General features: G+C 45.4%; 21 protein-coding genes and 1 rRNA gene. 8 read left to right on the top strand and 14 right to left on the bottom strand.

Features of this window, described 5'->3' with window-relative positions:
• A 16S ribosomal RNA gene (locus tag J2Z66_RS15770) occupies positions 1–99 on the bottom strand; the annotation flags it as partial.
• Positions 100–625: 526 nt separating this feature from the next.
• Complete coding sequence (locus tag J2Z66_RS15775; RefSeq protein ID WP_209972410.1) at positions 626–1,063, bottom strand: hypothetical protein; 438 nt, start codon at positions 1,061–1,063, stop codon at positions 626–628.
• Positions 1,064–1,259: 196 nt separating this feature from the next.
• On the opposite strand from J2Z66_RS15775, the gene J2Z66_RS15780 reads away from it, so the two are divergent.
• A complete protein-coding gene (locus J2Z66_RS15780; protein ID WP_209972411.1) occupies positions 1,260–1,610 on the top strand; it encodes a helix-turn-helix domain-containing protein in 351 nt (116 codons plus the stop codon).
• A gap of 114 nt (positions 1,611–1,724) precedes the next feature.
• Here J2Z66_RS15780 and J2Z66_RS15785 read toward each other — a convergent pair whose 3' ends face one another.
• The 6 genes from J2Z66_RS15785 to J2Z66_RS15810 form a co-directional block, all read right to left on the bottom strand.
• Positions 1,725–3,203: a M81 family metallopeptidase gene (locus J2Z66_RS15785; protein ID WP_209972412.1), complete on the bottom strand. Its 1,479-nt coding sequence runs from the start codon at positions 3,201–3,203 to the stop codon at positions 1,725–1,727.
• 2 nt (positions 3,204–3,205) lie between these two features.
• Positions 3,206–5,044, bottom strand: coding sequence for a putative phage tail protein (locus J2Z66_RS15790; protein ID WP_209972413.1), 1,839 nt, complete (start codon positions 5,042–5,044; stop codon positions 3,206–3,208).
• Positions 5,045–5,089: 45 nt separating this feature from the next.
• Positions 5,090–8,161, bottom strand: a complete 3,072-nt coding sequence (locus J2Z66_RS15795; protein WP_209972414.1) for an S-layer homology domain-containing protein — start codon at positions 8,159–8,161, stop codon at positions 5,090–5,092.
• 268 nt (positions 8,162–8,429) lie between these two features.
• Positions 8,430–9,311 (bottom strand): carbohydrate ABC transporter permease, encoded by an 882-nt coding sequence (locus J2Z66_RS15800; RefSeq protein ID WP_312894590.1) that lies wholly within the window; start codon positions 9,309–9,311, stop codon positions 8,430–8,432.
• A 12-nt stretch (positions 9,312–9,323) separates the two neighbouring features.
• Complete coding sequence (locus J2Z66_RS15805; protein ID WP_245375591.1) at positions 9,324–10,295, bottom strand: ABC transporter permease; 972 nt, start codon at positions 10,293–10,295, stop codon at positions 9,324–9,326.
• 85 nt (positions 10,296–10,380) lie between these two features.
• Positions 10,381–12,030, bottom strand: a complete 1,650-nt coding sequence (locus tag J2Z66_RS15810) for an extracellular solute-binding protein (RefSeq protein ID WP_209972416.1) — start codon at positions 12,028–12,030, stop codon at positions 10,381–10,383.
• Between the two features lie 431 nt (positions 12,031–12,461).
• Between J2Z66_RS15810 and J2Z66_RS15815 the strand changes: the two genes are divergently transcribed.
• Both J2Z66_RS15815 and J2Z66_RS15820 read left to right on the top strand, forming a co-directional pair.
• A complete protein-coding gene (locus tag J2Z66_RS15815; RefSeq protein ID WP_209972417.1) occupies positions 12,462–13,820 on the top strand; it encodes a response regulator in 1,359 nt (452 codons plus the stop codon).
• Positions 13,817–15,637 carry a sensor histidine kinase gene (locus J2Z66_RS15820; protein WP_209972418.1) on the top strand — a complete coding sequence of 607 codons (1,821 nt, stop codon included), beginning with the start codon at positions 13,817–13,819 and terminating at the stop codon, positions 15,635–15,637. The genes J2Z66_RS15815 and J2Z66_RS15820 overlap by 4 nt, the downstream gene beginning before the upstream one ends.
• Here the strand turns inward: J2Z66_RS15820 and J2Z66_RS15825 are convergent.
• Positions 15,611–16,504: a hypothetical protein gene (locus J2Z66_RS15825; RefSeq protein WP_209972419.1), complete on the bottom strand. Its 894-nt coding sequence runs from the start codon at positions 16,502–16,504 to the stop codon at positions 15,611–15,613. The genes J2Z66_RS15820 and J2Z66_RS15825 overlap by 27 nt on opposite strands.
• Before the next feature lie 174 nt (positions 16,505–16,678).
• On the opposite strand from J2Z66_RS15825, the gene J2Z66_RS15830 reads away from it, so the two are divergent.
• On the top strand, positions 16,679–17,053 hold the full coding sequence (locus J2Z66_RS15830; protein ID WP_209972420.1) for a hypothetical protein: 375 nt from the start codon (positions 16,679–16,681) through the stop codon (positions 17,051–17,053).
• Between the two features lie 284 nt (positions 17,054–17,337).
• Here J2Z66_RS15830 and J2Z66_RS15835 read toward each other — a convergent pair whose 3' ends face one another.
• Positions 17,338–17,625, bottom strand: coding sequence for a DUF3817 domain-containing protein (locus J2Z66_RS15835; RefSeq protein WP_209972421.1), 288 nt, complete (start codon positions 17,623–17,625; stop codon positions 17,338–17,340).
• 601 nt (positions 17,626–18,226) lie between these two features.
• Between J2Z66_RS15835 and J2Z66_RS15840 the strand changes: the two genes are divergently transcribed.
• The gene (locus tag J2Z66_RS15840; protein ID WP_209972422.1) at positions 18,227–18,460 is read left to right on the top strand and encodes a hypothetical protein; all 234 of its coding nucleotides are present in this window, start codon (positions 18,227–18,229) and stop codon (positions 18,458–18,460) included.
• A 182-nt stretch (positions 18,461–18,642) separates the two neighbouring features.
• On the opposite strand, the gene J2Z66_RS15845 is transcribed toward J2Z66_RS15840, so the two are convergent.
• Positions 18,643–19,107 carry a peroxiredoxin family protein gene (locus J2Z66_RS15845; RefSeq protein ID WP_209972423.1) on the bottom strand — a complete coding sequence of 155 codons (465 nt, stop codon included), beginning with the start codon at positions 19,105–19,107 and terminating at the stop codon, positions 18,643–18,645.
• Positions 19,108–19,209: 102 nt separating this feature from the next.
• Entirely contained in the window at positions 19,210–19,395 is a 186-nt protein-coding gene (locus J2Z66_RS15850) for a CsbD family protein (RefSeq protein ID WP_209972424.1), read from the bottom strand.
• Between the two features lie 184 nt (positions 19,396–19,579).
• Between J2Z66_RS15850 and J2Z66_RS15855 the strand changes: the two genes are divergently transcribed.
• Entirely contained in the window at positions 19,580–20,011 is a 432-nt protein-coding gene (locus J2Z66_RS15855) for a hypothetical protein (protein ID WP_209972425.1), read from the top strand.
• On the opposite strand, the gene J2Z66_RS15860 is transcribed toward J2Z66_RS15855, so the two are convergent.
• Together J2Z66_RS15860 and J2Z66_RS15865 are read right to left on the bottom strand one after the other, a co-directional pair.
• Positions 20,001–20,873, bottom strand: coding sequence for a carbohydrate ABC transporter permease (locus J2Z66_RS15860; RefSeq protein ID WP_209972426.1), 873 nt, complete (start codon positions 20,871–20,873; stop codon positions 20,001–20,003). The genes J2Z66_RS15855 and J2Z66_RS15860 overlap by 11 nt on opposite strands.
• 15 nt (positions 20,874–20,888) lie before the next feature.
• Positions 20,889–21,758 (bottom strand): ABC transporter permease, encoded by an 870-nt coding sequence (locus J2Z66_RS15865; protein ID WP_376774423.1) that lies wholly within the window; start codon positions 21,756–21,758, stop codon positions 20,889–20,891.
• A 226-nt stretch (positions 21,759–21,984) separates the two neighbouring features.
• On the opposite strand from J2Z66_RS15865, the gene J2Z66_RS15870 reads away from it, so the two are divergent.
• Both J2Z66_RS15870 and J2Z66_RS15875 read left to right on the top strand, forming a co-directional pair.
• The gene (locus J2Z66_RS15870) at positions 21,985–23,826 is read left to right on the top strand and encodes a sensor histidine kinase (protein WP_245375592.1); all 1,842 of its coding nucleotides are present in this window, start codon (positions 21,985–21,987) and stop codon (positions 23,824–23,826) included.
• Positions 23,801–25,408 (top strand): response regulator transcription factor, encoded by a 1,608-nt coding sequence (locus J2Z66_RS15875; protein WP_209972428.1) that lies wholly within the window; start codon positions 23,801–23,803, stop codon positions 25,406–25,408. Before J2Z66_RS15870 ends, J2Z66_RS15875 begins: the two co-directional genes overlap by 26 nt.
• Positions 25,409–25,476: the final 68 nt, after the last annotated feature.

A 25,476-nucleotide genomic window follows, 5' to 3' on the forward strand; every position in this document is an offset into this window, starting at 1 on the left:
CGCCGCTAACTTGTCCCCGAAGGAACAAATCCGCTCGACTTGCATGTATTAGGCACGCCGCCAGCGTTCGTCCTGAGCCAGGATCAAACTCTCCATTAAGGTCGAAGATTTTGATTTACGATCAAACTCTCCAATAAAGTTGCGCATGTTACCGAGGTAACAAACAAAATTTTATTTTCAAGCTTAACAGCTCAAAATTCAAAACTGACGAGATTTACATCTCATTTTTAAAACTTTTTTGATCACTTGTGCGCTTCATTTCCGTTAGGATTTGAGGCCTCATCAAGCGATCTCTTCTTCACTCGTTATTCAGTTTTCAAAGAACAATTTCTTTTGTTTTTGTGTGTTAACCGTGCCTGTTTGTTGGCCGGAAGAACAATATAGCATGGTTCTTATCCTAATAGCAATGTTATATTTTCCCAAATCAAAAATAAATTTATTCATTTTGTTTCTTAAATACTCAAGATGTCCAATAAACCCTTAGTATGACTAGGATTTATCACTTTATAAGATAGACTCCAACATACAAAAAAACAACCCTATGTTTCAGTGGAATTAATTTGCCTGAGCAAACCCACTAACAAAGGATGCTTCTCATTCCTAGATTGCCCATAACCATTTATCTTTATTCAACATTCAAAATCGCAGACAATCGTCCCACCAGCGTATCCACCTTCTCGAATAACTTACGAACTTCATCAAGATCTGGGGGGCGCTGCGCAATTACTGTTTCATAATCACTGGAAAGCAAACAAACTAGATGAATAAAAAGCTCAGTATCCAAATCGATCAGTCCCAGTTCACGAACGCAGGCAATCCATTCATTCAGAGAATTTCGATGTAGGGGGAGCGAGCCATATTGTTTGACGTAGGCCGCTTTGAGAGTCGTTCGCAGAGCTGCGGCAGCCAGGGATATACACTGCTCGTGCATGCCATGATTCAGAAATAGTAGCGCCAAGCTCATGTTTCTCACAGAGAGCTCCCGCAAAAATTGCAAATTCGAAGATGGATTTAACAAGCCGCCCTCCACATCCTCTTGAGACTCCAAAGCATGAATTATCATCGCATCTAATCACCCCTACAATTGCACAGCCCGTTAACTTATCTATCATTAGCAATAGGACATAGGACTCATATCGTGTCCACTAAATTTAAATATACATATAGATAGACCTTGTTGTCAACGATAAAGAGACTTATTGTGTCCTGTATAGTATAGCAAAAGCCTGTTTCCTATAATGGTACGAGGAGGGATCAGCTTGTTTGGAAAGAGACTAGCAGAAATTAGAAACAGTAAGGGAATCAGCCAATACGAACTAGCAGACCGCTTGAAATTCACAAGAACACAACTGGCCAATTACGAACAAGGAAAAAGAGAACCTGATTTTACGACACTTATTACACTCGCGGACTATTTCAATGTAAGTCTGGATTATTTGCTTGGAAGAACAGATCAAAAAAGCATTAAATCCGAGAAGATAATGCAAAATGTTTTGATCTATGGAAGAGAGAAAGAAAATCTTACTCCTGAAGAAGCCGATTATTTAAAAGAAAATTTATATATGCTTCGCAAATATAAGGCACTCTGGCGGCTTAAAGAAGAAAATTAACCTAATAAACCAACATAAACCCACTCCTCATATATAAGAGTGGGTGTTTAATATTTTTTCATCCATATGACAGCTTTAAATTAATCCATTAATGCTAAGATGCAGCAAATTCTTTCACCATTCAAAATCATCCTCAAGCGGATAGACAGGACGAGTCACTTTTCGATATTCTAATTTTTCAAATTGGCATGTTGCAAATCCGATCGTATCCAGGATATATGTTCTCGTTGATATCTCCTTATAGCCTGCCTTGAATTGGGCGGCCGACTTGACAAGAACAAGCTTTGCCCCTGAAGGCTCCAATCCCATACAACGGTACAAGGCAGGGTCAAAAACAACGGTAGCTAACTCGGAGAGTAGAAGTGAGATCTTCCCTATCTGTACTACGACGCACCTCCCCATATACACAGGCTGATTATCGGCGTGTCCCCGGCCAAGCTTGAATCTTCCTTCACCTATTTTTGTTACGACGCCTGTAATAAGAATTGGATTCCCGTGCTTTCTATTGACTGAATACCCTACTGAAAGCTCAACTGTTGAACCTACCCCTTTGGCAATACACTTCATAACGGCAGGTGCATCAACCATATATAGCAGACATGGATACTTATTCTGAACACCAAGCTGCAGTAATTGGCTTAACACGATGTTGCTGTCGCCGGTCCCTCCTGCGCTTGGACTGTCTGCAGAGTCTGAAATAATAAAAGGCTCATCGCTTGCATCCTTTTCGATAAGACGAATTATTTCTTCCACACTATGCAGCTTCACTTCAAATTGATGTCTCATCTCCCATGCCATCCGGGCCAATCGCCAGGCTTCCGATTCTGCCCCCTGTTCATCCAGCGCAACCGTTACTACAGCAAATCCTAACCCTTCAACATCGAGCCAAGGCTGCACGGCGAACAGCGAAGTCACAATGGCATCTCCCCGCTTTTCCCCAACAACAGCTTCCTTAATCAATTCCGCCATAGGGCCACAATTCGTTTGCATGGTCTCTGCGGGAAGAATCATTGGCACCTTGACCATCGCCAGCGTTGGCTTGACATCTCCTTTGATAATCGAAAAAAGCAGCTTAACAGCCTTATACCCGGTTTCCACAAAATCCTGGTGGGGATACGTGCGATATCCGACCAGTGCGGTTACATTGTCAACTATTTTACGGGTCATATGGGCATGAGAATCGAAGGTGGCCATAATCGGGATGCGAGAATCCGTAAGCTTCCTTAACTCTTCAAGCAAATCGCCTTCAAAATCATCACTGTCTTCGGAAACCATAGCGCCATGCAGCATTAGCAATATTCCGTCATACCCCGTTTGCTCGGAAAACTGTGATATTAATAATGCTTTCAACTCGCTTGCGCAAGCTGCAGAGGCTATACCGGATGCACCGGCAAAGGCAAACATAAGGGGTACAAGCTCCGCACCCTCTTCCGCCGCCGCCTTATAGAATCCGTACACTTCATTTTTGACATCCCGTATCTGATCCATATCTTTACCGATGAGCAATGCAAATTTCTGAAAATCTTCTAGACTACAGATAACAGGGCTAAATGAGTTGCTCTCCTGTACAATAGTTGCAATAGCGATTTTCATTTTTACACACTATAAAATGAACCCATATTGTTGTCTGATAGCTCAAAATCTATGACTAAATTAATCAACGCATTTGTTAGAGCTCCGCTAACGGATACGTAAGCATTTGTCCCTGACACCTGGAAATCCAGGTTCACTGTCAGATCTCCAGTATCCACTACGTCAGCCCGTGGTACAATGATTTGCCAATTACCTGATGAATTCTTGAATGCACTATATACAGATTCTGTAGTTTTTGTTTGACCAGGCACATTTTGATTATTGATGATCGTATAGGAGATTTTCACCTTTAACCAACCAATTCTCGCAGGAGTATAATTTTTGAATCTGGCAATGACCTCACCTGCCGCATAATTTGAAACTTTTGTATATCGAATCGTATTCATATATTTATAGTCCTGCGCATTTGTTGGTATTTCTATGCCTTTTCGTATAGATTGGGTTGAGTAGCATATTATCTCCTGTATCAATGAAGGATACGAGGTTGAACCCAGAAAACCAAAAATCGTGGATTGATATCGAACTGGATATATCAGAGGTCTATCTGCTAATACTTCAACGGTACCATCGGAAATGGACACTTTGACCGTTTTCCCATACTTACTGGAATTTTCTGGCGTTGATTGATCAGCTGCATGACCTATGAGATAATTTCCTACCCTAATATGAGTAGGCATGTTATGATACGCCCCTATTTTAACTGGTGTAGCTGATGTAATATCCAAAACAACTGTTTTTGAATTCAGCGTGCTATAGCCCCCTATCGTCATAATTCCATTATAGATATCCGCGTAACGAGGCAAGTAAACCCCGGGAATGGCGAACACTCCTCTATTAAAAACGTCTCCATTCTCATCTATATCCAGTCGTGTTATATTATTTGTTTCTGTCCATGTTATGAGGTAGTGGATAGACCCGTAGGACGCTATGGAAGCATTGCCTATCGCGCCAATACTGTATTGAATTTCATTAGAAGGCACTCCATTCACCAGATCGAATCTATCAATCGTACCCGTGCCCCAATTGGGAGCATACAGTCTGCCGTTTATTATTTTACAGGTCTGCATCCATCCCCCAAATTTACGCGTATATTCAACTTTCAGTTGTAAAACTGCGTCAATAATACGAAAGACTTTAATTTTATCATTAGTAAAAACAAAAAGATCATCGTTATAAATCGCCATTGCTCTAGCATCAGCGCCGATGCCGAGGTCCATCCTGGAAACTATTTTGAGTGTGTTTTTTCCAACAGGTCTTACCACACAAATATAGGAATTATCATTTTGTGGGGCGTAGCTTCCTTTGAATAGGCAGTAAAGCGTTCCTTTATAGGGGATAACTGCCTCTGCTTCATCTGCGTTCTGACCCGCTGGCGGAGTCGGCTTCACTCTCGCATACTCGTATAAGCCATCCTCGCTTAGCATGGCTTGCAACGAGTTTTCATTCACATCTTCAAAGATACGCTTAAACCTGGCTCCGGATGTCGATACCAGCACACTTTCCATATCATCAACGGATGTCGTGTCCAAAGCATCATAATAGAAATGACCTTCCACGCCTCTATCTTTCACAAAATAAATGAGATTTTCATCGGGAGCCGTGTTAGCTTGCAGGGCAGCGATTGTCGTTATGACAACAAAATCTGAATTCATTAATTCTTTGACTTGTTTGCGGTTATTGACCGGGTCGGCATAAGCCTTAGCAATCCCGCTATTCACGATTCCGGTTGAAGCTAAAGCAACCCCTGCCATTCCTAATGAAGCCAGCAGCTTCCTTCTGCTGATGATGCTTGTTGGCTGTTCCTGGCTTTGCGTATCTGTCTGTTCTTTGTCATCAAACATGTTTCATGCCTCCTGTTATTTGGATATAGAATTTGATAAAAAGGACTAATTGATAAATCCTGCAGTCTGCAGCAGCCGTTTGATAACTACAGCGGATTGAGCACGTGTGGCCATGTTTTGAGGGGCAAATTGATGCTCCGTAATACCTGCCATTACACCGGACTCCAGCATTTGTGCTGCAGCTACCTGTGCCCAGGAGCTAATAGCAGCCTTATCTTCGAAAACAGCCAATAAAGGATTAAATTTTCCCGCAAGAGCAACGGATTTATCAGCAAAAGATAGCGCATTTGCTGCAATCACTGCCATTTGCTCTCTCGTTATCGGGTCATTAGGCCGGAAAGTGCCATCCTCAAAGCCACTTACGATTTGCTCCTTCGTCGCAATGCCAATTATACCCGCGAACCAATCGGATTTCCCAACATCCGTAAACGCATTCTGTGCAGGCATCACCTCTTCCTCAAGCCCTAATGCACGGATGATTAGGCTGACGAACTCCGCGCGGGTGACATTGTCTTCGGGGAAAAAGCCCGTGTCTGTCCTCCCGTTCACGATTAGCTTAGAGGCCAGCAGTTCCACATCGGATTGTGACCAGTGGCTCTGTAGATCAACAAATGACTTCTTAGACTCCGCAATCGTGTACAGGCTGTTTCCAGTACGGAAGATGTTGACTTCCGCCGCTCCATTCGTTGTTGTAAAGACAGATGGAACAAAGGATAGTTCACCAGTATGCGGATCAACCCTGACAGCGGTTGCTTGTGCAGGATCAATCGTCCCTGCAACAACAATGCTTCTTTTCACATACGTACGTCCGAAATCGGTAAATACTTGTTTACTGCCTTCCACCTCTATAGTAAGGGTGAAATCAATGATATCTCCTGCAAGTGTAGGACCTGCTGCTTTCGCTTGTTCAACCATTTGTTCACTGGCCGCTCCTGTGACTGTTTCTATCGTTACGAAGACAGTAGCTTTCTCCAGCTTGCCGCCGAGCTGTTTCAAGAACACCGTCAGCGTCGGAAAGTGAATGGGCAATGTGTAGCTGGCATTGTCCGTCTTGATCTTAATTAAAGCATGGGGATTTTCAGTGGCTGCCGCAGCAAGCACTTTAGCCGGGATCCCTACATGGCGAATGGTTTCCTTGCCGGGCAATTCAAACGTGATCGTTTGTGCTACTTTTGAGTCCTGTGTCCCTGAATTTTTTCCTCTCAGCATGCTGAATGCTTTCGTTAGCGAATCAGCATGCAGCATCGCGGTGACCTCCGCTTTTCCGCTGATTCCCGTAGCTGCCTTTACGGTTAATGCTGCAGCACCACTGCCAAGTGTTACGCCATCCGGGCTCTCCTTCACAGCGTCGGAATCCGGTTTCACATTCTCCGTCTTCCCGGTCGTGCTTGTATCCGCAGAATTCGGCGGTCTGTATTCAATCGGAGCCTCGGCCCGATTTACGGTTAAGGTATATGTCCTGCTTGTTAAGCCATCTTCGGCAGTAGTCACGATCATTAGCTGATTGAATCCAGTCTGCAGACTAACAGTTAGCGTGCTCCCGCTCTGACGAGGGCTGCCGTTGATCTTCATCGTTGTCGCCGGATGATACGTCACCGCAGTCACACTTAGACTGGCAGTTTCATTCCCGACATTCAGTGAGTAAGCAGATACCTCTGGAGTAAACGAGGGCTGCAAAGATCCCACACTGACGCTAAGCTCACTTAAATCAGCATTTGCCGCATCAGCTCCAGCGCGATAAATAGTCACTGTATACGTCCTGCTTGTCAGTTCATCTGCCGCATGCACGGTAATTGGCAGCACATTCGCACCTACTTGCAGGCTGACTGGTATCTCCGCGCTATTTCCGTATACGTGCTCCGTTACCGAAATGCTTGCAGCTGCATCATAAGCAGCAGCCGTAATGGTTACATCCTCAGCCTCATGATCCACATGAACGGTATAGCTGTTGATGCCCGGATCAAAGCTTGGGCTGAGCGTTCCGGTGCTGACAGCCAAAGTGCTCAAATCCGCATCTGTGACCCGCTCCTCTGCGATGACGGTGATTTCATCGCTATTGAAATTCGCCACATAAACTTTGTTCAGCGCCGTATTTACCGCAGCAGCGATTGGATTCGTTCCAACAGCAACGGTTGAAGTCACTAGATTCGTTCCATCAATCACGGTTACATCGTTGCTATCATAATTCGCTACATAAATCTTATTCGTATCCGCGTTAATGGCCAATGCATTTGGGCCTGATCCGACAGAAACCGTGGAGATGCTATGATTGCTGCCGTCAATGACCGTCACATTGTTACTGCTATCATTAACCACGTAAATCTTACCCGTCACCTCATTGACCTCCACCGCATTCGGCGTAGTGCCTACAGCCAGAGTGGAAGTGACGTTTGTTGCGCCATCAATCACGGTGATGGTGTTGCCGTAGAAGTTCGTTACGTATACGCTTCCGGTTAGCGGATTCACCGCCAAGGCATTAGGGCCCGCACCTGCCGCAACGGTAAGAGCTGTAAGGCTCACACCATCAATGACCGTTACCGTGTCGTCATCCACATTGGCGACATAAACCTTATTCGCTGTCTCATTCACCGCCACAGCAAATGGACTGGCTCCTGTCGCCACAGTGGACGTTTGATTCGTCGCCCCATCCATCACGGTCAGCGTATCATCTCCTATATTCGCTATGTAGATCTGGTTGGTCACCGGATTGACTTTTACAGTAAACGGCTGAACGCCAACCTCCACCTCTGCGGCGCTATTCGTCACGCCGTCGATCACCGTCACCGTATCGCTATCCACGTTAGCAACGTAGATCTTATTCGTTACCGGGTTCACCGCCAACGCATAAGGGGTTGTTCCAACCTCAACAGTTGCTACAGTGACAACACCGCCGCCATACGTATCTTCCAGCACGGTCACGCTGTCGCTGTCAGCATTAGCCACATAAATCCGGTTCGTCGCCGGATTTACAGCGACGGCATGTGGTCCTCTCCCCGCAGCCATATTCGAGGATGCAGCTGCAGCTCGCTCTGTTTCCGGCAATCCAGCTGTAAATAGAGCAATGGCAAGCATGACTATAAACAAATGGCGTGATAAGGGATTTTTTGAGAATTTCATTCATCACCAGTCCTTTCTATGAATCTGCAAATTGTGCATGTTAATCAAATGTTGCATTTTAATGATTGATAACGCTTTCAGTTAGCCGAACAATAATAATCCCTTCATCTCTTTCCCATTTCTTTTCTTTTCTCCATGTAATAGCTATCCTCCTTTCCGTTACCGCAATCAGCGAAGGGCGCAGCCGCTTAAGTATTGCCTATCCAAGGCTCTACGGCTAACTCTCCCCCGCTTCCTACGGTCATACTGATGATGAATAACGTTTAGGTCACCCCTTAAGAGACCCGATCAACACACCTTTTACAAAATATTTCTGCAGCACTGGATAGACGAACAAAATAGGCAGTATAGTCACGATAATAAGCGCATACTTAATTTGCACCGAGTACAAGGTCCGATTAATATCCTGGGCCATTTCTTGAACCATACTATCCGAATTTTGCACCAAAATTTTGACCAGATATAGCGACATGGGGTGCAGCTTAGGATCACTCAAATAGAGCATAGCGCTAAAATAGCTGTTCCAATGCCCAACGGCATAGAACAATGAAAGTACAGCAATAATCGGCATGCTTAGGGGCACTATAATTTTATATAAAATTTGAATGTCATTGGCCCCCTCCAGCTTGGCCGCTTCCTGCAAACTTTCAGGCAAGCCTTGCAGAAAAGTTCGCGTTATGATGATAAAGTAAACACCTACCGCCACTGGCAAAATGAGTGCCCAACGTGTGTCATAAAGCCCGATATTTTTGATTAGCAAAAATAATGGAATCATACCCCCGTTGAAAAACATGGTAATGATAATGAACACCATAATTTGATTGCGGAGGAAGAACTCTTTACGCGCAAGAGGGTAAGCCCCAAGCAGAGTCATCGCAACGTTGACCGCTGTACCGACGATTGTATAGAACAATGTATTGTAATAGGATTGCCATACATCCGGATTTTCGAAAACCCGTTTGTACGCCTCCAGTGAAAATCCTTTTGGCCAAAGCCATACCGAGTTATTAATCACATGCTTAGGCTCGCTGATCGACATGCTAACCACATAGATGAATGGATACAAGGTAACGACGATGACCAGCAGCATGACCAGCAGGATAAGAACGTCAACTGTTTTTTCCGTCTTATTTTTGCGTACGGTTGCCACGCTCTCTCCTCCTTACCATAATGAAGTATCCGATATTTTGCGGCTAATATAGTTGACTGAAACGAGCAGCACCAAATTAATGACATTATTGAAAAGCCCGATAGCTGCCGAAAGACTGTACTCCCCTTCCAATATCCCCCGCCGGTACACATAGGAACTAATCACATCCGCGGTCTCATAGGTCGTAGGATTATAGAGAAGGATGATCTTCTCAAAACCAACGTTCATTAAGCTGCCTAAATTCAAAATAAGCAAAATGACGATAGTCGGTAACAAGCAGGGAAGGGTTATATGCTTCATCTTGTGCCAACGATTAGCGCCGTCCATTTGTGCGGCCTCATACAATTGCGGGTCAATTCCGGCGATCGCCGCCAGGTAAATAATCGTACCCCAGCCAAATTCCTGCCAAACACCCGAAGAAATAAAGATCGTGCGGAAATATCCGGATTCGTTCAAGAAATGGATCGGGTCTATGCCAAATATGCCAAGCATGTAGTTTATAATACCGTCAATAGGCGATGTAAAAATAATAATCATCCCGGAGATGACGACTATTGAAATAAAATGAGGCAAATAGCTGACGGTTTGTACTGTCTTTTTGAACCAGTTGTCCTTCAGCTCATTTAGCAGCAGTGCAAAGATAATGGGCACCGGGAATCCCCAAACCAATGAATAGAAGCTCAACAGCAGCGTGTTTTTCAGAATTCTCCAGAAATAAATCGAGCTGAAAAATTGCTCAAAATAAGTAAATCCGACCCAGGGGCTTCCCAGAATTCCCTTAAGTGGATAGAATTTTTTGAAAGCGATCAGAATCCCGTACATCGGCAGGTAATGAAAGATCAGATAATAAGCGATAACGGGTAAAATAATGATTAGCAAGTATTTATCACGGTATATATTTTTGCGCAGCCGTTCCATCTTACCTAACTCTTGATGAATAACCGGGGAGGAGGCTGCACCGGATGATTTCAGTTCTGGACTCATGGAAGTTTCCCCCTCGTATTCCGACATTCCGGCTGCAGCAGCCGTTCGTTTCTAAGACGGATGGCTGCTGCACCGGCTATTTTTCTTAATCTTTGATAAAACGTTCGTATTGCTGCTGCTTCACTTTAAGCACCTTATCCATACCATACTCCTGCAGCTTGCTTACATATTTATCCCAATCGATCGGAGTTTTGCCGGTGATAAAGTTGACGATGGTCTCATCGATATAGGTTTGCATATCGGCTGATATGACAGATAGCTCCTCGATTTCGCCGGCCGTCATGGATGCGAACGGTTCGTTATCGACCATCATGTTTTCCACTCGTTTGGCTTGCTCCAGCGCCTTCGGATTGTTCTTCAGCAGAGCCGCAGGCGACTTGGACAGTGGACCGCTACCTGCGCGAACCCAAGGTGTAGGCGGATAAGCTCCGATGGAACGAAGCGTATTGGCCGGATCCAGTCCCTCCGGATTGTTCAAGACGAAATCGGTATATTCCGGCTCACCGTTCACCATCTTATACGACATGCCTTCAATACCGAACGTCATCAGACGGTTTCCTTCTTCGCTCGCATAAATATAATCAAGCCATTTGATTGCTGCTTCTTTATTTTTAGATTCCTTCGTAATGACCCAATTGCCGCTGATCGGACCATACTTCTCATAATAAGGCTCGTAGCCCGGCTGAGCTGGCGGAAGCGCAAGCATCCAATCCGACTTATTCTCCTTGTCCGCGGACATGCTGTCGAATTGTCCCATACGGCTTAAGAAATGCATCGTAGATCCAACCTGTTCCCGCGATACTGCGGCAATAATATGTTCTTCCGTAGTCTGCAGGAAGCTGGGATCAATCAGTCCTTCCGTATACAGCTTGTTCAGCCACACGATCAATTCCTTCGCTTCCGGGGTCATCCATTCAAACCGGACCTTACCGTCCTTATCCGGATAATAACCATTACTGTAAAATAGATGGAGACCTACAGCATTTCCAAAAAGCCCGAGACCTTTATATCCATACTGCGGCATATAAGGAATTTCATCTGCCTTGTTATTGCCGTTCGGGTCCTTTTCTTTGAATGCTTTTAGTACCGTATACCAGTCATCGAGGGTTTTCGGCTCTGGGAGATTAAGCTTATCCAGCCAATCCTTGCGGAGTAGAAATCCCATCGGGTCCGTTAAAGCTCCACCGGTTGTGACCGCTGCCAAGGAGTACAGCTTCCCGTCAAAGGCTCTCATCTTTTTGTATTCCACAGGATTGTCTTCCATGAACTTCTTGATGTTTGGCGCATACTTGTCAATAAGTTCGTCCAAAGGCTCGACGAGTCCCCCTTCAATCACTTTATCGAGCTCAACAGGCAGGGCAATAATATCAGGCAAATCCTTCGCTGCTGCCAGCTTGGGCTGCATACTGGTCGCATATTGACTTACAGGAGCAACCTCCCATTTAATCTTCACGCCCGTTCTCTTCTCGACCTCCTGCCAGACCGGCAAGTTCTGTGAAAGACTTTTTGGCGCGTACCAGTTATCCCAGCCCGCATAACGCAAGGTGACGGAACCGTCCTCTACAATCGGTAAAGTGTAACCTACAGTCTCATCAGGAGCACTTGTTTGTGCTTGACCTGTTGCCTTAGGTGTTTGCGTTTCTTTTGAAACATCTTCCCCCTGCTTGGAACAAGCGCTCAGCACAGTTGTAGCCGCAAGGAGTAGAGAGCAAAGTACAACCCCCATTTTTCTCATACTCGTTATCCTCCTTCATACCCTTCGTTTTACCCTTCGTTTTACCCTTCGTTTTACCATTCGTTTTACCATTCGTTATACTATTTGTTATACGCTAGCTATGATGCCGGTTCAGGCGGGCCCCACCTTACTTCGTAACGCTCAAGCTTTCTCATCAGCTCCACCCAACCTGACGTTGATAAAAAAGCGCTTGCATCCTTATTGTAACAACCCTTTATCCATAATTAAACGGTACAATCTCTTCTTTTAGTAGCAGGAAAGCTACCGCTTTTATCTAATCCCCCTAAATAAACGAGTCCAAAATATTGACTATTCATCCTCTTTTTTTAACCTTAATAGGTCGTTTCAAGGTTTTTCATTGACAGCGCATTCAATTTACAAAGATAATACGGCTATAGAGAATGAAGAAGCAGCGGAACAGGGGGCACCAAATGTCGTATCGAATGCTCATTGTAGATGACGAAGAGGACATCCGGGAAGGCTTAACCGATTTTGTAGACTGGTCTTCGCTAGGCTATACCGTTGTTGCCCGGCTTGAGGATGGCCAGGATGCTATTGCTTACATTCGAAGCCATCCCGTTGATGTTATTTTGACAGATATTAAGATGACCTTTGTGTCCGGTCTGGAGCTTGCCAAATATGTGTACGACCATCAGTACGATATTAAAATGATTCTGATCAGCGGCTACAAGGAGTTCGAGTTCGCCCAGCAGGCCGTCAATTATCAGGTCGCCCATTACCTGCTAAAGCCGACCCGGCTTGAGGAAATCAACCGTGTTTTCCGGGATGTAAAGGTGCTGCTGGATAAAGAAAAAGCGGAGAAGGAACGCACGAACGCGATTCAAAGCCGGAATGAAGAAATGATGTCGGTTTTGCAGCGTCAGTTTTTTATCGATCTCACAGTTGGAGCGCTGCAGGACCGGGAGGAATTGGAGCGCCGGCTCCAGCTGATTGGACTCCCTGTCGAGCCGGAAAGCACTCCTTGCTGCCTCTATGATTTAAGCTTCTCTCAGCATGAATCAGACTTCCAGGAAAATCAGGATGACCAAACCCATAACGCCAACCGGCTATTCAGGTTCATCCAGCATATATACAAAAACGAAATTGAAGGCATCCTCTACACCCCTCTCTGCACTTCTGCAGCCAGCATCCAAATAGCAGCCCTCGATGTCAGCGGCGGAACTCAAGAAAAGGCTTTAATAGAGAAGATCATCCTTCAGTTCGAAACCGCAAAAAGCCGCATTCGGGCTACTTTTGGCATGGATACGACTGTGGAAAATATGCAATTTTATCCGCACCTTATGGAAATAGCGGCCAGAAATCCTATTCAGGCAGCTCCATCACCTGCCGCCACATCCTTTTTGCTTGCAGCCGATGCTGCCGGAACAGGGGCTGGGGCTAGGGCTGGAACTGGAGCCGGACATCTTGCAGATCTCCCAGCCACTGCCCCAGCCGATTCGTTAGTCATTCATAAGGCGAAGCTCTATATTCAAGCTATGTACGATAAGGAAATCTCGCTGGAAGACGTCGCCGAGCATGTTTATCTAAGTCCCGTCTATTTCAGCCGCCACTTCAAAAAGCAGACTGGCCGCAATTTCACCGATTATTTGACGGAGGTGCGCATGATCAGAGCGATGGAATACTTACGGCTGCCTCAATACAAGGTCTATGAAATCGGCGCAATTATCGGCTACAAAAGCACCAAATACTTTTTCAAGCTGTTCAAGCAGTATGCCGGATGCACCCCGACCGAATATAGAAATAACTTGCAAGATGGGACACGCCGATGAAAGATCGGGCTGGCATCTGGTTTTATATCCGGCATTTTAAAATCCACAGCATTTTTCTCAGAAATTTTCTCATTATAGTCTGTCTCGTTACCCTGCCTGTCGTCAGCATGAGTGCAGCGGTTTACTATGTGTACAACAAGGTGATTAAAGAGGAAGTCGGGGCCGTACATTTGATTGCGCTATCCAGACTCCGGGATATGGTCGATATGACCTTCAGAGAAATCGACGATTTCTCCCTGCAAATTGCATCCGACGAAGCGGTAACACGTTTAATCGAGGAACCACATCCGGAACAATCCAACTATACCTCCTATAAGCAAATTCAAAGTCTTAGTCAAAAAATCACTCCAGCCAATAAAATCAGCGGGCAATTCATTAACTCCATTTATTTGTTTTCGGAAACGAATGGTTATGTGCTGGCCTCAAATCTAGGTTTATGGAAGTTGGAATGGTTTATGGACAATGGCTGGGAGTCCGAGTATAACCTGCGCAAAGCCAATTCGAATTATTGGATGCTAAACCGGACAGCGAAAATGTACATCGGGGAAAACGAGCCGCGGCAGCTTCTCTCTCTCTTTTACACGGCTCCGCTTGGCAAAAAAGGCAAAGGGGCCGTCATCGTTAACATTGATACAGAGCGGCTCGGTAAATTCATCAACAACGTTAGCGACAACTACTTGGAGGATATTTATATTGTCGATAAGAACGGTACCGTGATTTACAATAGGGATCCCTCCCTCCTGAATACAAACATCTCAACGATCGATCCCCTGCAGGATCTGCTCCAACAGGACGAGACGCAGCCGATTAAAAAATCGGTAAACGGCAAAATTGAATCGATTACCTATTTGAATTCCCAATTCAACGATTGGAGGTTTATATCCGTCATACCGCTCCGGCTGTATCAGGAGAAAGATGCTTACCTTCGCAATTATATGTTCGTCATCTTTGCCGGAGGACTGGTTATCGCCCTGCTGCTAGCTTGGCTGATTGCCGCGAGAGTATTTCAACCCATTAGAAAAATCATTTCGATCGTGGAAAATCCGGATAAGTGGACCTCTGTCGAGCTGGGGAAGCAGGAGCCTCACCTGAACGAAATTCGCCAAATCGCGGCGACCCTCATCAAGTCGCATGGCCAGCGTTTGGAGCTTGAGCTTGAGCTGCGCCACCGCCTGTCCTTATTGAAGAAGGCGCAGAATGTTGCCCTGCAGTCGCAGATCAACCCGCATTTTCTGTACAACACACTGGAAACGATCAACTGGAATGCGATCCGCCTAACTGGCGGCGAAAACAAAGTAACCGAGATGCTCACTTCCTTATCAAGGCTGCTCAGGCTATCGCTCGAATCGCCGACGAACCTGATTCCCATCAAGGCAGAGCTGGAGCATGTCCAGCATTATATCGATATTCTGCTGATCCGTTACAAAAAAAGCTTTTCCATCGTATGGGAAATCGATGACGCCATCCTGTCCTGCCAAATCCCGAAAATCACCCTGCAGCCGCTCATAGAAAATGCCATTTATCATGGGATTAAACCCAAGCAGGGGCAGGGCATCATCCGTATTTCCGGTTGCATGGCGGATGGCCACATCCAGCTCGAAGTCGCTGACGACGGTGTAGGAATGGAGCGGGAGCGCATGGAAGAAATGAATGTGGCCATGACAGACGACTACAGCGAGCCCGGCGATCATATTGGCATTAAAAACGTCAACCAACGGATCAAGCTAACCTTCGGCGAACCCTTCGGCATTACGATCATCAGCGAAAAGCATGCTGGAACGGTCATTCGGCTAATCCTTCCTGCCGTTGAACAGTGAGCTGCCATCCTCAGGCAAGTTACGGATATCTTTTACGATTTCGGTTTCATAAATATGCTCAACTTCTTTTCTCAGCTTGGCTTCATATTGCCGCAGCCCCGCTTCTCCTTCCAGCATCTGGACCGGATCTCCCCATTCATCCTTTTCGAAGCTTTCATTGGACGATAGGAGATCCTCCACCGTTTTATCTGCGGTAAAAGCATCTAAAAAAACATAGAGCGACTGCCGCAGATGCTCATCCTCCCCAGCAAGAGAGCCCTTCAATTTCTCCACATGCGCTTTCAGCTTTTTCAGAGTTGGAAGGCTTCTGATAATTTCCTTCCCTTGATGGTACATCGTGCGATAATGATCGATATTGAAGCCAATCATCTGCTCCGTATCCTCGTCGATAAGATAGCCGCGTTCCAGCATCTTTTTTTCCAAAGCTTGCATGTCCAGAAGTATGTTATGTAGTTTCTCCTTCACCTTAAGCCCTGTATCCAATACCTCGTACAGTCTCCTTATTTCTTCTTGAAAAGGACTCATCTTAAAATCCGGATTCCACTCCGCTTTCCGAAGCTGCTTTTTCCCTTCCTGAAGAACTAGAATCGGCCGGTTAATATCCGGAATTAACTGAATCCGGGCTTCAACGATAACTCGGTTAAAATGAAAAAAAGCCCATCCAGCGTGCACCATTTGATTCCGCGAGACCCCTTTATCCTCCGTTAAAACTAACGATGCCGTAACCTTGCCAAGCTTCTTGAAAATGACGTAATTGTATTCAACACCTTCATACCGATAGGGATAATTGAAAATCTCTTCTTTTTCCAAGAACTTTTTATATTTTTTGATTTCTGAGCCGTTGTGCGGGGTTAAGGTTACCATCATGCTTCACGCTCCTCGTACGCGTTTTGCCCATATCATTGTAATCGCTGATGATCCTCGAAGGATCCTACATGCGGCACTTATTTTTTAATGGTCATTTATGTAATTAACCATTTTGGCAGTTAAATTAACCCAAATAAGAAAAACGCCTTGCGGCTTCCTAGGAGGAGCGTGTTCGTGACGTTGGAGCTTTATGGAGGTAAGGGATGTGGGCTCCAGCCGCTGTTAAAGATTTGTTCCCTTGAATGGAATGGATGTAGAGGTTGGAACAAATCTTTAAAGGCGGACGCTATCGCTCTTCCTCCCACACCCCTTACCTCTTTCAGCTACAACCGTACGAACACCAAGCTCAAATGGACTGCCAGCAAGGGTTTTTCTCTTGCTGGAGGAGATTTCCTGGCGGGTGAGGGCGCTGGGGCTGTGGATGAAGAACGCCCCCTGCCAGAGCACGCAGCTAAGAAAGACCTGGCGCATTTAGCGATGTTTTTCATCGTTAAATGTACCAGGTCCTCCCCATATCCCACTTTAACGATGAAAAACATCGTTAAGTGAAGAAGCACACGCTCAGTTTGGGGGAGTTCGCGGGAGTTCGGGCAAGGCGGGCTGCTGTGCTGCTGTTCTTCCTCAAAAAACTTAAACTAAACATATTCACTGCTTCCTTCAACAAATTATAATTTCACCTAACAGAAAAAACCGTTCGTTTAGAACGGTTCATCACTGGTCCCCTCTACTCACCTTGTAACTTTCTAACCACAGGCGAGCATGAAGAAGAATCCGTATATATTTACTTTATAATGGGTTAACTCCCGCTTTCACACTGATAAACTATCCAACCGTCAAATTTTGCTGAGCTTCCTATCAAATAAGAAAGGACCAAATGGCAGGAATGCTGCGATAACTGCAAGTGATGATAACGCAAAGGTAAGCTTGCGCACGATGAAGGCATTAAGGATCGTGATTAAATAAAGAGCAAATAAAAACCCGTGCAAAATGCCGATGATCGTGACGGCCTCAGGGATATCTGCAGCATACTTAAGCGGCATGGCTATTCCAATAAGGAGCAGGAAGGATATACCTTCAATAGTACCAACGAAACGCAACCGCCCAATGGGGGTTTTCCACATCTTCGTAATCTCCGATCTACAGATGTTTTAGGATACTTTCTTTCCTTGCTTATTATTTTAACAGCTGGGATTTTTGAATGCCATGAACAAGTTGTGTCTCTTATTAGAAAAACGCTTGCGGCGTCCTTTGATGAGCGTGTTCATGGCGTTGGTGTATGACGGAGGGAATGGCTGTGGACTCCAGCCGCTGTTAAAGATTTGTTCCCTTGAATGGTATAAATGAGAAGGTAGGAACAAATCTTTAAAGGCGGACGCTACCGCTCTTCCGCCCACACCCATTCCCTCTCTTTAGCTACAATCGCACGAACACCAAGCTTAAACGGACAGCCAGCAAGGGTTTCTCTGTTGGTTAGAGGAGATATCCTAGCTGGCGCTGTAAAGCTGCACCATGCGAACAAATCCTTTCACTCCAGAAAATCTAGCTCAATAATGATGTTTTAAATTATCACATTACCTCCTCGCCGCTACCTACCATGCTGCCCTTTTGCTGGTTTCTTCTTTTGGCTTTGGAGCTCTGTTTTTTTGAATTTGCGACTTTTTGTTAAGTTGCTGCAGTTTTAGGGTAATACTAGCTAGGAATTCAGAAAGGAGAGGTTGACGCATGCAAAACAATGAGAAAACCCCAGGGGAAATCCCGCAGATTACTCCTGATCAGAAGCCGGAAATAACGCCGCCATCTCCACCTGAGGTTAAGCCCGTAAAGCCTGTACCAGAAATCGCACCGCAGCCAGTCCCGGAGATTAAGCCAGATATCGTTCCAGAAATTCAGCCTGAAATCCCACCAGAAGCACCACCGGAAATTCCGTCAAAAAATCCACCGCAGCAGCAGCCATAACCAAGTAAAAGCACAGAAAACAGCAAAAAAACACAAAGAAAACCACAATAAAAGCAAAAAGCCGACTCCCGTGAAAATGCAGGGGCCGGCCTTTTTATTCGGCAGTTTAGAGCCTATTGGTGAATACTCATGAGCTAAAGTTGCCGCTACGCGGATTACCGTTTTACGCTCACAAGGTCTTCTTAAGCTTTAAGGCTTGTCCTGGCATCCGACCCCACTGCTTCCAATATTTCGTCCGTCGACCGGTTGCCTTTGCGCGCATAGACGATCTGTCCGTTCCGGCCAATCACATAGACGACTCTCTTCTGCTCAACGAACAGCCTCAACAGCCCTTTGTCGACGCCGAATAGCTCCTGTATAAGTCCTTCATGGTCCGTTACTAGCGGGAATGAGTAGTGATGCTCATCGGCAAAAGCCTGATGGTCCGCCAAATCCGCCGGGTTGATAGCAAAAACCTTGGCTTCTGCACTTTCGTATTGCGGCAGTGCCTCCTCTACAGCGTTTAACTGCTGGGTACAAATCGGCGAACCAATTTTCGGATAAAAAATAAGCACGATCGCATTCTTTCCCTTATACTCCTCCGTGCTTACTACCCCTTTGGTGCTGTTTCCCATAAAAAAAGGTGCTTGCTCTCCCACATCCAGCATACCCTTTCCTCCCATCCTAACTAATGAAATAAAAACGCCCGAAGCCGACCTCGAATGAGGTACAGCTCCGAGCTCCTTATCCATGACAGCAGCGCGTCCGGACTATTTATTTCTGTCCTTGGCTTCGCCGATTTTTTCCTGTATGTTCCCTTTTACCTTATCCAGCTTGCCTTCCGCCTGGAGGGAGGGGTTGTCCGTCGCGTTTCCGATCTGATCCTTGATTTCACCCTTAACTTTAGAAACGTTGCCTTTGACTTTATCGCTTAATCCGCTTTTTGAATCAGCCATACTCTCATCTCCTTTAGCGTTATATCTCTTCTTACCTTATTTGGAGGGCTTTCAAACATAGATAGCTTTCCCAAAGCAACAAAATATGACCACAACTCGTCTAATTGCTTGTCTAATAGCTTGTTTAATAGTCCATTAAATATAACAAATAATAAGTTTTTTAAGTGGAGGTACGAGGTACAGAATGAAGTTGAAAGCAATAATGATTTTCGGCTGTCTCTTAATGGTAGTTGCGGGCTGCGGAAAAAACATAGATTCTAAGGTTTCTTTTGCCATTACAGACAGGATTCAATCAAGTATAGGTTCATCTCCCCTTCGATTTGAAGTAAGTAAAGGCGATCAGGTATGGACCGCTGAGGAATTGGATGAAATCAAAACTAAGATGGATCCTTTGCTAAGCACTTTAAAACCGTTACAAAAATCTAAGAAGCCTGCAGCCGAAGCAAAATTAGCAAAAGTAGTAGAAGTAACTTATCCCGAAATAGAAATAATAATCATACAAGATCAAGAGGTTAAGCTTCTCTCCAAAATAGGTGAGGACTACTTCTCACTGACAGGAGGAAAGAAAGAAATTGAGCAAGTTTTAAACATCCCAACAACACCATTCATTCCTTAACAGCTCCGATAACAACCCCTTTTACAAAATACCGCTGCAGGAACGGATAGACTGCCAGAATCGGCAGAGCGCCTATAAAGATTTGGGATGCCCGGATCGTTCGTTGAGATAGATTGGCAACCATGGCCGGATCAAACTTTGTCATATCTGCTTGTACGATGATGGTTTGCATAAAGCTCGCAAGCGGGAGGTTTTTGGATTCTTTAATGTAAATCAACCCGTCAAAATAGGCGTTCCAATGGCCCACCATCGTAAACAATGCAATTGTCGCGATAGCTGGCAAGGAGATCGGAAGGTAAATCGCAACAAAGCTCCGAAAGTGGCCGGCTCCGTCCATAAAAGCAGCTTCCTCAAGATCTTTAGGCACAGTACGAAAAAAGTTCAAGAGTAGAATGATATTAAACACAGCAACTAATCCCGGAAGAATTAACGCGAGCAGCGTATTCATGAGGCCAAGCTTCAGGATCAATATATAGCTTGGAATCAGACCGCCGCTGAACAGCATCGTAATGACGAAATACCAAAGATATACATTTCGCGCGCGAAAGACGCGGGTTTCTTTGGAAAGAGCATAGGCAGCAATCGCGTTCACGGACATGGCGAGAGCTGTTCCGATCAGGGTCCGCTTCACGGACACCATCAGGGATGATAAGAAGTTTGCATTTTCAAATGTCTTGGCGTAGGCTTCGAACGTAAAGCCGATCGGCCAGAACGTCACAAGCCCAGCGTTGGCAGGAGCAGTCGAGCTTAAGGATACCATCAGTAAGTGATATAACGGCAGCAAGCAGAGAATGGAAAGAGCTGTAAGCATCACATTGTTAACCACAGTAAATATACGATAAGACAGTGTTTTGTGGTACATGAGTATTCACCCTTTCTAAAATATCCTGTAACCAGCAAATTTATAGGCAAGCCGGTAAGATATGACGATTAAGATTAAGCTGATCATGGATTTGAATAGGCCAACTGCCGTCGCGAAGCTGAATTGTCCGCTAAGAAGACCTTCCCGGTATACGAACGTGTCAATGATATCTCCCTGCTGATAAATCATTGGGCTGTACAAGTTAAACACCTGATCGAAGTTGGCGTTCAGTACGTTGCCTAGCGCCAGAGTCCCGACAACGATAAGGATCGGTATAAGGGAAGGTACAGTTATGTGCATCGTCTGCTTCCAGCGGCTTGCTCCGTCAACTTCGGCCGCTTCATATAACGCCGGATTAATGCCGGCAAGCGCGGCCAAGAAAATAATCGTATTGAAGCCGAATTCTTTCCAGACGTCACTGAAAATAATAGTAAACCGAAACCAATTCCCGTCACCTAGAAAGAAAATCGGTTTAATGCCGAATACGCTTGCGAGAAACTGATTGACGAGGCCGGTCTGGGCGAGTAAATCAATCAGAATTCCTGCAAGCGTGACCCAGGAAAGAAAGTGAGGCAGATAGACGAGCGTCTGAATCGATCTTTTCAACCCAGTATTCCTTACTTCATTTAATAGCAAGGCAAAAATAAACGGAATGATCAAATTCATTACGATTTTGGAGCAGGCAAAGAACAGAGTATTCCACGTGATTTGCAAGAAATATTCATTTTCAAGCATGTAGCGAAAATGCTTCAGGCCCACCCATGGAGAGCCGGTTATACCCAATGCCACTTTATAATCTTGAAACGCCATCACGATACCCGTCATGGGCAAATAAGAAAAAATGAAAACCAAAATAACTGCTGGCAGCACCATAAAATGAAGCATCCACGGCTGCTTGTAGCTATTTTTTCTTTTTTTAAGTGGTGTGTCCCCAGGGATCACTTTCTGCACTACATTTGTGTCCATAGCCCTCTCCCCGTTCCATAAAATCTCATTTGTGTATAATGAGAAACCCTGATATAAATAATAACAAGTATTTCTAAGGCTGGACTATAGGACATTGTTAGGATCGATAGGGTTTTGTTAGGAACATCGTCTGGAGGAACCCATTATGGAGCTGAGCAGCGGCATTAAGTTTTTTAAAAGAAGGATAAGTTCCAGGTTTAGCCTGTTTGCCAAAATGAACGGACTAATCATCATCTTGTTTATCCCCATCATTATCTTGTTTACCTATTCCAATGGCATCGCATTCAATGTGATTGGCAAGGAGCTTATGGAATCTAATAGTAAGCAGCTCTCCTTCCTATCCAGCCAGATCGACTCGAGAATCAATCAAACCATGGATTTCGTCATTTCCTTCTCTAGAGATCCGAATGTTCAGAAATTTAACGGATTAAATCTCTGGGATGATCGTTATGACCGGATGCAGACGAGGTATGTGGTTCAGGAAAAAATGGTGCTGCAGTCCGGCGTTATGAATATATGGCCAGTCAAATACACGGTGTATTCCCAACAGAACAAAGAGGCTATCTCCAATTACACAAACACGATCGACTACAATGAAGATTATCTCAAGAAAAATATGACCGGAAAATGGACTTACGGCGACGGTACAGCGGTGACCTCAGACCAGCCAAAGGACTTCTATTGGTTCTACACCGACTCCTTCGGCCATCAGGGTACGCTTAAGGGAAGTAATCTGGTCGTTGAAGCCAGCTTCGGGCATGATAATATTCAAAACATGCTCGATACTTATAAGGCTGGCGGGCAAGGGGATCCGTTATTATACCATAAGGGTGATCATCCGATCCTGAATCGTACTGCGTCCAAGCAGCTAGCGAATGAACTGATCCATTTCCTGGATAGTCAGTCTCTGGAAGACACCATGCAGCAGGTCGTAAAATTGGAAAATAAAAATTATTTGGTCAGTGCCGTGAAATCCCCCCAATTGGCATGGTATCTGGTAGACCTAGTTCCACTAGACCAGATCATGGGGCCGATATCGTTCAGCCGCAATCTGTTCTATTTATCGATGGTCCTGCTCTTCGTAGTTGGTATATCTGCATCGGTCTTGCTTTACAGGAATGTTCAGCGTCCGATTAGAAAGCTGATCCGTGGATTGCAGAGCGTACAGCGCGGAGACTTCTCGGTAAGGATCAACTCCAATATCCATAACGAATTTTCGTTTCTGTTCTACAGGTTTAACGACATGTCACAGCAAATTCAGAGCTTGATTGAAAACGTACTCAATGAAAAGCTCCAAGCTAGGGAAGCGACTCTAAAGCAGCTGCAAGCCCAAATTAATCCACATTTTCTTTATAACTGCCTCGGCTATATTATTAACATGGCCCAGATGAATGACGAGGAGGCAGTCGTGTCGATGGCTTATAATCTAAGCGCTTACTACCGTTACATCACCCGGCTGGAGCGGCAGACGGCTACCTTGGACGAAGAAATCCGCCTGATAAATAACTATTTGGATATTCAGAGGCTGCGTAACGGGCGAATTCACTACCATATCGATATTCCCGAAGAGATGCTGAAGCAGCACGTCCCTCGCTTAATGCTGCAGCCTATCGTCGAAAATGCCGTCATTCATGGGGTAGGAAAATCTTATGCTTCGGGCGAAATTCGGATCAGCGGCGAGATGTCAAATGGCTACTGTAAGGTTTATATTGATGACGATGGTCCTGGGATGAATCTGGAAGAACAAGAGGCACTAAACCGTAAAATGCGAGGACCACTGCAGGAGGAAATGGGCTGTGGTCTTTGGAATACCAATCAGCGGGTCATTCACCTATTCGGAACTAACTCTTACCTTTGTTTCAAACAATCGCCTCTTGGGGGATTTCGGACAGAGATTATTTGGGAGATAGCCACCGGAGAAGAACAGCAGCAGAAGTTTCCTACCCTAGGAGGTACACAGTATGCAGATGATCATAGTAGACGATGAAGCGCATTGGGTAGATAATTTATCTATGCACAAACCTTGGCATATGTTAGGCATCGAACACGTTCATAAAGCTTATTCTGCCCATGAGGCACTTCAAATCATCGAAACACATCCTATCGATATTGTCATATCGGATATTCTGATGCCTGAAATGACGGGAATCGAGATGATAGAGCAAATTCGCATCCGCGACAAAAGAATCAAATGCATCATTTTATCCGGTCATTCTGATTTTGAGTTTGCCAAAAAGGCTGTCCAGCACCAGGCCGTGGATTACTTGCTTAAGCCACCTACGGATCACGATTTGTTCGGCGCAGTCAAAGCTGCGATCGATCAATTGAATACAGAGTGGGAAAGCATCAGCTCATTGGAGCGTACCCAATATACCCTTCGGGAAAATCTGCCTTTCCTGCGCGGTCAGCTGCTCCTCGACGCATTGCGCGGACATCGTATGCCGGCTGACGAATGGAGCCGGAAACTCGAGAACTACGGGCTGCCTTTTAGCTACGGAGACTGCGCCCTGCTGCTCGTCCGTATGGAGGAAGAATTCGGACAATATAAAAACAACGGGCAGCAATTGATGGAATATGCGATCATCAACATGGCTGAGGAAATAATCGGTGATTTTACAGAAGTCTGGGGAGTCAAGGAAGAGCATGGGTATCTTGCTTTCTTGCTTCAGTTAAAGGAAAGCGGGCCTAATACGGGTAAAGAAAATATACTGGAAAAGCTTGCCTTACAGCTTCAATATAAAGTGAAACAGTTCCTGAAAGGGTCGCTTTCCATCGTGATCACGGAGTGGTTCCGGTTTCCAGAGCAGCTCCCGGATCGTTACCGTCAGGCCTCTGCCTATTTCCGGCAAATTGTAGGGGACGAGCGGGAATTCGTTATGCGGGTCGGAGACTTGGAGCCGAACATTTCGCATGCGCCCTTAGACGCGCTTTACATGCCTCCATCTTTGAGCAACCTGCTTGAGGCTGGCCGTTGGGACGCGGCGGAAGCTAAGCTGGCAGCAGCTTGCGCGGAACTTGATGAACGATGGTCGGAATCCTGGGAGCACTGCATGGAGGCCGGTTTTTTAATCGCTTCTTCTTTCACACATCTTGCACATCGCAACGGACATACGCTGGCCAAGTTAATTGGGCCGGATATGGAATCCGTGCAAAGTGGAGAGGCCTTCGCCTCCATCAGCAAGCTTCGAAAGTGGTCTCTTGGCGTCCTCGGCAAGCTAAAAGAGGGGACATCGAATGAAATCAAAGACATACGCTTCCTATATGTGAAGAAAGTCAGGGAATTCGTGGATCAAAACCTGAGTGGTGATGTTTCTCTGCGTGCTCTGGCAGACCATGTGCACTTGCATCCGACCCATTTATCCAAAATTTATAAGATTGAAACGGGTGAAGGAATAAGCGATTACGTGTCCTCTCTCCGAATGGAGCGGGCCTGCCACTCACTAAAGACGACCGACAAAAAGGTGTATGAAATCAGCATTGAAATCGGGTATCTGGATTCGGCTTATTTTATTAAAGTGTTTAAACGCCAGTTTGGGGTAACGCCGCAAGAATATAGGGATGGAAATTAACAGCATAACAGAGTCCTACGGAAACTAACAGAATCATATAGATGCTCTCCCTCATCCATTGGTAAAGT

The organism is Paenibacillus eucommiae, assembly GCF_017874215.1.
Lineage (GTDB): Bacteria > Bacillota > Bacilli > Paenibacillales > NBRC-103111 > Paenibacillus_AI > Paenibacillus_AI eucommiae.